This is a genomic window from Enterococcus sp. MMGLQ5-1 (assembly GCF_013155265.1).
Taxonomy (GTDB): Bacteria; Bacillota; Bacilli; order Lactobacillales; family Streptococcaceae; genus MMGLQ5-1.
Genome location: NZ_JABJXU010000010.1, coordinates 25,318 through 37,912, shown reverse-complemented (window position 1 = coordinate 37,912; position 12,595 = coordinate 25,318). Strand labels below are relative to the sequence as shown.

Annotated in this window: 7 protein-coding genes; 2 read left to right on the top strand and 5 right to left on the bottom strand. The window is 34.5% G+C overall.

All coding sequences use genetic code 11. The annotated features are described in order from the left end of the window. Positions 1-14 precede the first annotated feature (14 nt). From HOY35_RS10375 to HOY35_RS10360, 4 genes are all read right to left on the bottom strand, one after another. Positions 15-1,073: a DUF916 and DUF3324 domain-containing protein gene (locus HOY35_RS10375; RefSeq protein ID WP_172213495.1), complete on the bottom strand. Its 1,059-nt coding sequence runs from the start codon at positions 1,071-1,073 to the stop codon at positions 15-17. Positions 1,074-1,176: 103 nt separating this feature from the next. Further along, entirely contained in the window at positions 1,177-1,923 is a 747-nt protein-coding gene (locus HOY35_RS10370; protein WP_172213497.1) for a WxL domain-containing protein, read from the bottom strand. Positions 1,924-2,012: 89 nt separating this feature from the next. Continuing rightward, entirely contained in the window at positions 2,013-6,467 is a 4,455-nt protein-coding gene (locus HOY35_RS10365) for a pectate lyase-like adhesive domain-containing protein (RefSeq protein ID WP_172213499.1), read from the bottom strand. A gap of 154 nt (positions 6,468-6,621) precedes the next feature. Continuing rightward, the gene (locus tag HOY35_RS10360) at positions 6,622-8,100 is read right to left on the bottom strand and encodes a glycosyltransferase family 2 protein (RefSeq protein WP_172213501.1); all 1,479 of its coding nucleotides are present in this window, start codon (positions 8,098-8,100) and stop codon (positions 6,622-6,624) included. Between the two features lie 736 nt (positions 8,101-8,836). Here HOY35_RS10360 and HOY35_RS10355 point away from each other — a divergent pair. After that, positions 8,837-9,196, top strand: coding sequence for a hypothetical protein (locus HOY35_RS10355; RefSeq protein ID WP_172213503.1), 360 nt, complete (start codon positions 8,837-8,839; stop codon positions 9,194-9,196). A 72-nt stretch (positions 9,197-9,268) separates the two neighbouring features. On the opposite strand, the gene HOY35_RS10350 is transcribed toward HOY35_RS10355, so the two are convergent. Then, a complete protein-coding gene (locus HOY35_RS10350) occupies positions 9,269-11,095 on the bottom strand; it encodes a leucine-rich repeat protein (protein ID WP_172213505.1) in 1,827 nt (608 codons plus the stop codon). 410 nt (positions 11,096-11,505) lie between these two features. Between HOY35_RS10350 and HOY35_RS10345 the strand changes: the two genes are divergently transcribed. Then, complete coding sequence (locus HOY35_RS10345; RefSeq protein WP_172213507.1) at positions 11,506-12,591, top strand: S-layer homology domain-containing protein; 1,086 nt, start codon at positions 11,506-11,508, stop codon at positions 12,589-12,591. Positions 12,592-12,595 lie beyond the last annotated feature (4 nt).

The window sequence follows — 12,595 nt, the reverse complement described above, 5'->3', positions numbered from 1 at the left end:
CAAACTGCCCCCTTTTAACTAGTACCTTCACTATTTTTTTGAGTTCTTCTCAATTTTTGATTGCGAACCACCAATAAAATAATAATAAATGTCAGGATACAACAAAAACCAATTAGAAAATATAAATAAAGATGATCATTTTTTTCAATTGTTACGTCCTCAGCGTTCAACGAGTTGGCCTCTTTTGCTGTAATCGTAAATGTTTTAGAAAAGTGCCACTTATAATCTCCACTCGTAATGGTTTGTTTCCAAACATACTCTCCCGCAGTAAATGCTGTATTATTTTCTAAGTTCAAAGTATAGTTAAAATTTGAATTTGGTGCCATTTGCTGACTAGACGTTTTTTGAGTATATATTACCTTATCTACACCTTTTTTAGATACCTTAACTGTACTTTCAATATTATTAATGTAAGTGCTGGTTGGATTTTGTAGATTAGCTAAAATCACATTCCTGGCATTATTCTGCCCCGCCTTGACATTATTAATTTTTATCTCAGGCGTAACTGGATCAGAATTTTGTTGAATTAAAATGGCATCCATATACTGAACTTCATTTTTCAAAGCTATACCGTTCGTATTCGTCGTATCGGAGTTATTAGTGGTTTGATTCGTATTTTTTTCTTTAAAGGTGATACCACCAGCGATTAGACCTGTGATAGCCTTATTTGGCATTGTAATATTAATAATATAATCTATAGATTCATTAGGCTTAATGACGACTTCCTTTGGGTATTGAACCAGATCTGCAAGATTAAATTTTAAAGTATCATCTAAATCATCAATTTTTGACTCTGAATAATCAACCACACCGTTATCATTTGTAGTGGCTGGGCCAATCTCCGATATAATAGTTATTTCTTGATTTTTGTTATTTTTCAAGGTTAGATGAATTTCTTGTACTTCACCAGCAGCCATCTCTAAATTAAAATAACCTTTAGTTGAATCAATTTGATTAGCGGGAAAAATAGGAGTGACACTAAAGCCTACATTGTCCGCAGCAGCCAAATCAATTTTAATCATAAAAATTGATATTATCGATATAATAAGAATCAATAATTTTTTTCGTTTCATATTAATGTTTAATTTCCTTTCATAATAGATACATGCGTACCCATTTTTAAAAATTAAATTTTTAAAAATACGTACGCATATCCTATATTTTCTATCGTTTTTCTTAAGGCTGTGCTGAAAGTGTCCACGTCAATGTAGACTCATAGGTTTGTCCAGCATCTGCTGATCCACCAATTACCTCCAAGGTTGCCGCTTCAGTAGTTGAATCTGCACTATCCAAAAGCGTAAATTTGCCATCTGAAACCGCACCAAAGGTACCATATGTTACGTTTTTACCTGTATCAGTACCTGCGGATAATACAGTTGCTGCTTGACTAGAAACAGTAACTACTGATGAAGCAGTAGCATCTCCAATTGCCGCTGCCTTTAATTGTAATTTAGCACCAGTTAATTTTTTGGTTGCATCACTTGTACTGGTTGGTACATCATTCCATTGCACCTTTAAATTCCAACCAGTTGCTGGTGTCGCACTTTGATAACGTAAATCCGAAACCTGTAACCATGGCGCCACGTAATTATTAGCAGAGGTTACAACCGATTTTGCTTTATAAATAGTCGTCGTTGCTGGCGCTGGATGTGTGCCAAAATCTAAATTAGATATGTAATCCAAGCGTAATAATTTAGTTATATCGCCATCACCTTCTCCAGTGCCAGCACCTGGTCCTTCAGGATTTGCTGGATCAGTTCCTGGTAATTGTGGGTCTGTATTATTTTCAGTAACTTCCGTAAACTCAACCTTACCCTTAGTATCAACAATTGAATCATCAGCAAAAGTAGTTAGAGCACCACTTAAAGTTGTAGCAGCTAATAGACCTAATGCACTTGCCATCATAATTTTGTTTCTTTTCATAATATCTTTTTCTCCTTTTGCCTATCGGCTTTTTTTATATCAAATTTCTTAGATTAATAAATAAGAAAATTGGTAACTAAATTAATAAATTACGGGGCTACCGATAATGTCCATGTGATTGTATACTCATACTTTTTATTCGGTAGTATCTTACTTTTATCAGGAATCATTAGTTTTACCTTTTCCTGATCACTACGTTCCATTAAGTGATATTCATTACCTACAATTAATGGGCCTGAGTCATTGGTTTTTTCAACAAAATTCGAATTGCTTTGATTAATTATTTTGTCATTGATAACTAAATAGCTGCCCGGTATTTCTGTAGCAGCATTTGATGACGTAATCTGAGATTGTAGTCGCCAAAAGGCTTGCTTTTCATCCGCTGTATCAATTACAACTAATGGCTCATTTAATGCTTGAGCTGAAATTGCACCATTTGAAATTTTATTTTTCCCAAAATCAATATCTGGCGCAGAGGAAATTGTAAAAATATCGGCACCCTTTGTATATGCTATTTCAACATTCAAGCTGCCTTTTCTAGAGATCGTATCATCACTAGCTGCAGAATCTAACCATTGCCATACTGCTTTAAATTTATTATTTTTATCAATCGGCATGCTTTCAAAATCATACTGGATTGGCAGAGTGACTACTTCTCCCTCAGATAAAATAATCGGGTCAGAATTATTAACAATAACCACCGCAGAATATCCTGGTTTTCCTATTGTGATTGCCGTTGATGAATCACCATATTTTCCATTTTGTTGGGTTATCTGGTTATTATCATCCAATCCGCTTTCAGCAATATTTATTTCAAAATCAATTTTCTTAAGTTTTAGAACTGGATTATCATAAACTGGATTTCCTTCGCTGTCATTACTTTCTATATAGGAGGCACGCCAATTTTCAAAGGACTGCATTGATGAATCATCCCAAGTCATTCCTTTAAAATCGTGATAATATTGTGAAATACCATCAGTTTCCAGTGTCTGCGCTATATTGTAGTGATTAATAAGCGGCTTTAGAGCATTAATCCCCTCTGTTAAGCCTTGATAGCGATAATGAATTTGTGAAGCACCAGGTTCTTTAATTTGTGTTTTAAAGATGTAATCTAATGAAGTGCCAAAGCTATATCGAACTGCAGGATTCAAATTACCAATCGCTGCAAATTCTTTTTTGGTCGTCTCATCTTCTTCAAATTGATAGTACACACGCGTCATACCTTTAATTTCAGCTCGAATACGACTGATATTAGACATTGCATCAGTTGCTCTAAAATCTGTCGCAAACTGTGAATGATCTGTTGTTAAGGCTAAAGCACTACCTGTTGCTGTTATATCCGCATAATTGACATCGGAATATGAATAATCTGGTGTATTCTCGGTTGCACTCAGCTCCGTCTGTAATTGCCACAGCGAAATATTAGTTTTATTAAGCGAAAATACAGTGTGTTCACCAGTTGATGATGCTTGTTTTGAAAACACTGGTCGATTGGAAGTATTTTTTAAATCTAAAACCTTTGGATTAGTGATAGAGAAGGTTGTACCAACAGGCAAGTCAAAAACAAAACCACCTGAGCCCTCCGCTATGAATGAACCACCATTTTGAATTTCTATATTCCCTTTACCAGAGCTTGGTTCAGAAGCTAGCTTTTGCACAACTGCAACATTGGGATTTTTACTATTTGACTTTAAGCTTAATAAGCCACCCCGTTTTACAATATATTGTGCAAAGCCACGATTCATTGTACTGGAGCTACCTCGATCTCTAAACCAATTTATAGCATTACCAACGCTCTCAATTGCAAGCTGTCCGTCATTTTCAACGTTAATATATTCAAAAGAGGAATGAATCGGTGAAGAGATATTATTACTATCTTTATTAGGATTATCCTTATCCATATAGCCCCAACCATTAAGCTTCACATTAGCACCAGCTTGTATATTCACCGCACTACCTGATGTGTCTGAATTACTACCAGACCATAAAACTGATTTTTTGGCTGTTATCTCTGCTGAGGCGCCGTCATCCTTAATTCGGCCGATGTATTTCATTTCAATATTACCAGCCGTAAAATTAATTACTTTACCAATTGCGGTCATATCTGAGTTTGAGCTAATAAATACATTTCCACCCAGATTGATTGTGCCTCCTACAGAACCAACAGCTCTTGATTTAATAGCTACCCGATAACCGATAATTTCATTCCTATTAGCTGACTCAGTTCCACCCTCTGTAGTCACCACACCGTCAACACTATTCGTTAGATTAATGGCAACACCACGATTACTATCATCATCTGAGCTATAGGTTGCAGTAATCTGATTGCCCGAGCCACCAACTATCACCGAAGGCGCACTGCTCCGCCAATTCAATATGCCATTATCCTGCGCACTCAGATTATTATTATTACCTGTGATAGAAACTATTAGCGCACTTGTATCAATGGCATTGGCTTTATTATCTGTATTTACCTTTGGCAAGAGCTGATTACCATTACCACTGATTGAAATAACGGAATTTTGCTGCTGATTACCATCAGAAGTGACAAATGCATAGCCTTTTCCAATAAACGTATTTGCGCTACCACTAACAGCTACATTACCAGTTGCTTTAATGGCAGCCGTATTGCTAATTCCTGTATAAGCATTGGTTACAGCTGGCGCCGTTGAATGATACGTCACCACGCTATTATCACTACTTTCAATGGCAACATTCTCAGCTGTAATACCACCAACTACGTTACTGCTATTGGATTCCAAACCGCCACCATAAATATGATTATTATTTCCAGTCAAATTAACAGAATTAGAAGCAGAAATTGCAATTCTTTTTGGCGAGGTTTGCCGATCAAAGCCCCCATTAGTACCGCTTCCGATTGTGACATTGCCTGCTAATACAACATCCGTTGCACCATCAATTCCATAATCAAGATTGGCCCAAGATTGACCAATAACTGTTGGTGTATAGGTACCATTTGAAGCAATACTTGTATTCATCAGGCTGAGAGCTGCAACATTTTTAATGCCACTCGTTGCTGCAGAGATAGCTAAGCTAGCACCATCGGTCATCGTTAAGGACTGACCTGTGCTTATACCTGTATCGCTCGTTTTCATGGTATAAGCTGTGCTACTCCCAGATAAGCTTATGTCATTAAAATTAGTGACACCACCCATTTTTGAGGTTGAATCGATTGAAGTCGCTGAATTAATATCCAATGAGGTAATATTATCAATTGCAGCATAATTACTTGAATTCAATTTAACTTCTGCACCGATCATTTTAATTAAGCCAAAACTGGAAATTGCCGAATAGCTGCCAGAGGTTCCATTAGCATAAGCACTGAAAACTGAATTTTTATTAATAATTAAGCTGGAGCTTGCTTTATTAGGTGCACTAAAAGCAACTCTAGCACGAGCAGTAACATCAACTGTGGCTCCCAATCCATCAGCTGTGCCAACATTAATTTGATTAAAGCCAACAATACCCGCACCATTAGAAACAACATTTAAATTTGAGCCATCTGCCATAGTCAAAGTACCATTTGCAGCGTTAGAGGTATTCGCAATGCCATAATCACCAGTTGATATCGTAAGATTTGCACCACTATTCAAATTTAATCTTGAATCAGGATTGGAAAAGGAAATGCCTGTTGCTGAGCTTGCAGGATTGATGGTGACAGGTGAACTCAAATCAATATTATTAAATTTCTCTATACCGTTACCATTACTATTAATAATAAAAGTTGCATTACGTTCAACATTTAATGTACCCACTTCTCTTGAATTTGAAATTCCTACCCCTCTGGAATTCAAGGTAATATTTGAACCTTCATTAACAGATAGTGTACCTGTTAGGTCTATGGCTGGATTCGCAACATCCGACCTAATTGTCACTTTTCCATCTAAAATCAAATTACCGCCTAAAATAGGTATAAGACCAGAACCTGGACTAAAGTTTCCACCTTGATTAGTTATATTCAAATTTGATAGACCTAATGTTGTGTCATTAAATAAGCTTAATTGTGCTCTTTCCGGTGACCAAGACAAAGTACTTGACAGCCTTAATTCAAAACCATTTCCGATTATATTAATATCTGAGGTTCTTTGAGCTAAATTGAGCGCAATTGCAATACTCGCTGTTAAGGTGATTTGATGGCAATCATTATTTTCCCATGCTGCCTTAAATTGTTGCGCGTTACTTACATCAATATTTCCAGTTTTTTCAGGTAAAGAGCGAGTTACTATTTCTTCTCCCTGTTCAATTTGCAATTCCGGTTCAGCAGCTGACGATTTAGTAGAGGCTTCACTTACTGAATCCCGATCAGAAGATGAAACGGCTTCCTCATTTAAGCTTTCATTTTCAGATTTTTGTATACTGGTCGAAGGACTTGCATCTGCATTATCCGCTGAGGCTCCTGATTGATTCTCACTACTTATAGCCGATGTCTCAAGCTCTTCAGCAATAGCAATATTAACAATCGATGTAGTGAAAATATTGAGCATCAATGAACATAAAATTAATAATATTTTTGATTGCTTCAACGATTTTTCTCCTTTTTATTTAATCTGTTGCTAGATTAACAAAAATACTCAAATTAAAAAGTTCAATAAAATTCTAAAAAGAATAAAAAAGAGCTCATCAATAGAAAAAATCGATGAGCGCTTTGGCTATAGCTATTTAGTTAAAAACAATATTTTAGTATAAATCACTAATATCAGTAAAGGAAATCATTGTTGTATTAAGTGGATATCGTATCCTCCTGCGAAATTTCTTTTGCTCTTCAACAGTTAAAAAAATATTGTTATCTTTCAATTTTTTGTCCGCAATTAAAAATTGAGCTTTTACTTCGCCTTGATTAGCTACAATCAAAATATCAGTTTCCAATAAGAGTGCATTTCTGCTGAATGAAATACTTTCTATAGAAGCTTTTAGTGGCATCGCAGCATTATTTTCCATTAAAGGCTCCTGTAATATCATTACCTTCATGTTTTCTTTTTTATGCAATAAAAAAAGCAAAGGACTCGAAAATGCTGGTATGATGATTAAAATTACAGGTAAGATGCTATGCGTAAAAATAAGAGAAATAAGGGTTAAAACTGCACCATAGAACAACTCACCTTTACTTAAAAATATGGCATCAAATAAATTTAACGCCTTAGATGATTTAGGAGTGACAATAAATCGAGCCTTCACACCAAGCATAGATTTAAGATATGTCGTAAGACTTAAGAAAAAAAGTGAACCGTACAATAGCAAAGAGCTGAGCCAATAAGTAATAAACCGATAGATACTTTTAACTCTTAAAAAGTAGATAATATCATTCAAGGTTGGGGCTAAAAATACTAAAATAGTCGGAATTAGTATCCATAATTCATAATGTGGCGAAAATTTTAATAATGGAAAAATTATTAAATTCATTATCAAATAAATTGAAAAAACTGCCATCAAGGGTAAATTAAAGGTAAACAAAATTAAATCAAATTTTTCATACCAGCTTAACGAGGAGGTGAAAATAAATCTGCCATATTTTTTTAAAAATTCTAAATTTCCTTGTGTCCATTTAGAATGTCTTTTTTTAAATGCATAATAATCAACTGGGAACTGCTCCTGACACTCGATTGAATTTGCATAAATTGTATAATAGCCTTTCAAGCGCGCTTTTAAGCTAAAGCACAAATCTTCAGCTACTAAATGTGGAAAGCCTCCACTAGCCTGATAACAATTTTTAGAAATTAAAGCGCCATGACCAAAAAAAAATTGAAAGCCATAATATTGCTTAGTCTGAAGATACGTGGGCCAATTCGCTTTGATACTCCGAGCGAATATCTGCATAAAATAGTTCTCATTTCTAGTCCCAGTATGTCTAGCCTGAACAATCCCAACATCCTGATAAGCCTCAAATACTTTCAAAGAATCTATTATAAAATTAGGTGGAATAATTTCATCACTATCCAATATGATGAAATATTCATAATCATCTTTTCCCTTTAAATAATTATTAATATTACCCGCTTTAAAACCAATTCGATTTTTTCTACGCACTACCCTTGTGTCATATTTCAAAGAAAACTCATCAATTTTATCAAGAAAAAATTTATCTGAAGAATCATCTAAGATAATCGTCTCAAAATTTGAGTATTCCTGCTCCATTGAACTGAGTAGACATTCTGACATAAAATCATTGCAAGTGCAGTATAAGAGAAGAACCTTGGGATTATTTATTTGAGGATTAGCTTTTTTCTGATTAAAGCATTCCTTTTCTATTTGATCAAATTTCTTCTTTTTTATTAAATAGAAAAGGACATAAACAACATCCTTAAATCCATTAATCCAAAAACAACAAAGAAAAACAGTATTTAATATCAAACAAATTTTAATTAGCAAATCATAGTTATAAGACGAGGATAAATGCCAATCATTAATAACCATTGGCAACGACATAACCATTAATATCATAACAATAAGAAGCAGTGTTAGGTGAAGGGTCACATTTTTTTGCTTTCTATTTAGTTTCATGTATCCACACAACTTTCATAAATTTAGCGATACCTCAATTAATTCGTATCTATTGTTATTTTATAGATATAAGCAATCCAAAAAGGGTTAGAATATCAATTTATAAAATTTTTTTGAGCTGTTTAATAAATTCTTTCATCTAATTTCCATAAAAAAGGAGTTAGTAAATAAATAGTAAATTGACTATTAAAATTGGGAGTTATAATCACATTAGAAGGCTTCTCAAAAAGATAATGGATATAATTTAATAAAAATCAAAAATAGAATCTAAATTATTAATTACTAAAAAGGTTAAATCAAAAAAAATTGACTCAAAAAAAAACCAACTTACACTGAAAATTAATATATATTAAAGTTAAAAATATTGAATTTTAATGAAAGGTCGAATTACTCAATGAAGACTTACAAAAATATTAAGGAATATAAAAATAGTTTCCAAAAAACTTCAAAAATGGTGGAATTAGGAGAACAAATAGAGCTAATAAATTTCTATGAGCGCTTATTATTACAGCTTGATAGTTATATCCAACAGATAAATTCTGATAATTTTTGGCAAATTTTACCATATATTCTTGGTCTTGATTCAAAATTTGTACTCTTAGAATTTTATATAGAAACCGAGCTGGAGGAGGATTACAACCCTAAAGAAATAATCAAAAATATAGAAAAAGATTACGAATTATTGAATCAAGAGTACTGTGGCTACTTTATAAATGAAAAGCCTCATTCTTCAATTATTTTCAAAATAAAATAATTGAAGAATGAGGTTAAATTAGACGTTTAGCTTTTTAATAAAGATTATTTTTTAAAAATTATATCTTAATTATCATGCTTTCTCTTTTGAACGATAATAAATAATAGAAATCGTAAATATCATTAGTATTCCGATTAGGACTATAAAAGACTCGTTAATTGCATTAGTTTTTGGTAATTGTTTATTACTATTTAATTTTGAGCTGTTACTGCCTGCTTCAGTTTTATGCTCATCAGATTGATTGGAGTTACTATTTTTAGTATAAACATAGGTTACTGTCTGTTCTTGATCCGTAAAGCTGCCAGCTGGGTTACCCTGCACTTCCTTGAAAGTATAGCCTTCAAGAGTTAATTTTTCTGTTGTAAAGCTATCACCAATATTACCTGATAATATCTTTTCATTTGCAATACGCTTATTATCTGTATCAATATATCGAACAGTCACTTTAGCACCTTGAGCTGACGATTTGGTATAGACATAGTTCATCACCACCCATTGAGTATCCTCTTGAATTACCTTACTATTCAAATAATTAATCAAATCTTCGATTTTGTCGATTTCAAATAAATCCATAAAAAATTTTAAGGTCATCGTTTGAGCTTCCTCTAAATCAAGACGCATCGTTTCTATTGTAGATTTATCATAGTCAACTTGATAGCCTGTAATATTTTCCGGAATCAACCAGCTAAAGGTCGAACCTACTTGTGTGGAAACATCCTTTGACTCTAATAAAGAATTCCCTAATTCATCTTGATAATTGATTGTCCCAGTTACAATAGTGGGCTCCGTTAAACCGACTGTTAATGTACCAGTATGTTGACCGTCCCACGAACTCCATTCAACAACAAATTGGGTATCACTAAAGCTAGAATCAAGCTGTAATTCTGTGCCATCAAAGGCGACTCCTGCAGTCAGACTTACGAGATTTACGGCCTTACTTTCTTGAAAAAATGTTGAAATGCCTAATTCACTTGGTGTATAGGATGACCTTCTAGGTTGTGTCGTATCGCCTTCTTGATATGAAAATATTCCAGCTCCTAAATTCTCAACAGTATTAGGTACATTTATTGAGATTAGACGATTTTGCGCAAATGCATAGCCGTCAATTGACTTAACAGACTCCGGAATGCTTATCATAGATAGCTGATTTTGAGTAAAAGCACCATAACCGATACTGGTTACCGAATTAGGTATTGTTACTGAGTTTAATTGATTCGTTGCAAAAACAAAATCTCCAATACTACTTATAGAATTAGGAATGTCGATAGAGGTAAGCTGGTTATCTCTAAAAGCGTTTTGCTCAATACTTATCACTGAATTGGGAATATTAATTGCTTTTAAAGCATTAATCTGAAATGCGCCAGCGCCAATATGTGTAATAGAATCAGGTATTATGACCGAGCTTAACTCATTTTCAGAGAACGTATAATTTGAAATTGTTTTCACTGAATTAGGAATATTAATTGAAGCTAATTTATTTCTAGTAAACGCTCCGTTTTCAATATCAGTTACCGAATCAGGAATGATTACCGTGGTCAAATTATTAATTCCAAATGCCCTAGCGCCAATACTTATCACAGAATTAGGAATTGATACAGAAGTTAGCTGTTTATTATAGAACGCTTGATTTCCAATTTTTGTTATACCTTGCGGAATAATCACATCCGTCGCCGTGCCATTATAACCAACCACCTCAGTATAATTTTCATTATATTGAATGCCTAAGGTCCCCTCAGCCGGATTGGCACCGGATATCGCTACTGCATTAAAAATTGTAGCTTTTATTGGTTGATTATCATTACTCTCTACTGTTTCCGCTGAGCTCAGTAAAGGTGAAAGGATACCTAAAGCTATTATTAATAGCATTGATATCGTAATAATTTTTTTTGAATATAACAATACAATTAACCTCCTAAATATTTTTTATTAAGCTCGGTTAAACAGCCTTAAGCAAATGCTCAGCTCTTGTATTCACTAAAAGCTATTTACCAGAAAGGCTATAAAGTAAATTTTTTAAAAAAACAATCAGAAAATTGAGCTTAATAATTAATTATACCCTTTTCAAATGATATATATCAATTCTTAAAGTGAAAAATATTGAGCTCATTTTTATTTTTCACAGACAAAAATTTACTCAATATCATGCGTTCTAAAATATGAAGCTACTAAATCAAAATTAAGGGCAATGCGAGTGAAATCGCCTTTAAATTAGTTTACAATGAGTAAAAAGTGTGATATTTATAATTTTATGGTTTGTTTATCAAAATTTGAAGCAAATTGACGTAGTAATACATGAGGAGGAGATTTTTATGTTTAAAAAGATGAAGGGTTTAAGTAAGCAGCTTGTGATTGTTGGTGCGCTTGGTTTGAGTGTGATTGGTGGTTCGTTTGTTTCGGCGGCAGAATTTCAGGATATTACTCATTTGAGCTCAGAATCCCAGCAGGCGATTGCTTGGTTAGCAGATAAAGGGATTACAACTGGCTATAATAAAACCACCTATGCGCCTCAGGATCGTGTGACACGCGCGCAGATGGTGACCTTTTTATATCGATTGGCAGATAAACCAGCCGTAACGATTAATGACTTTGCGGATACAACTGGGCTATCAACGGAATTTCGTCAAGCGATTACTTGGGCAAAAAATGAGGGTATAACGACAGGCTATAATACAGCTGCTTTTGGTCCAGCGGATTCAGTGACTCGTGAACAGATGGCTGCCTTTTTCAATCGTTTAGCGGAGAAACCCAATCCAACGAAAGCTAATCCGTTTTTAGATGTTGCCGCTGATAATGAATTTAAGGCAGCGATTGCTTGGTTAGCTGAAACCGGGATTACGACGGGCTATACGCCGACCACTTATGCACCAAAGGATACAGTTACACGTGAACAAATGGCACTGTTTATCAAGCGTTACTCCGAGTGGTCTGAAACAGGAATGGTAACACCGCCGAGCGTACCAGAAACACCTGTTGAAACACCACCGTCCATTTATGTACCAAAGGGGGAACCGTTACCAATAACGGCAGCTGAACAGGCAGTCACCGCTAAACCTTGTGCTGTACCTAATCCAGTCCCAGTCAATGCTCAAAATTATGATGGGATTGGTGATACGCATTATTATTTCTATAATGACATAGGTGAGTTAATTGGCGTGATTGATGATGAAGCATGGAATTATGGTGTTGGTATGACAGCTGAAGAATACGATAATTACGCTGATGCAAACGGTTGGGCATGGGATTTTCGTCCCAAGGGTAGATTATATTATGCGAACGATTCGAAAAATGGCGTAAAAGGTGTTTTTCGTTTTGCACCACTTGAACAGTATGCGGCTGACCCAACACATCAATTCATTAGAGTATATCCGGGTTGGAGAGAAGTTGTGGGTTTTTAAGCTT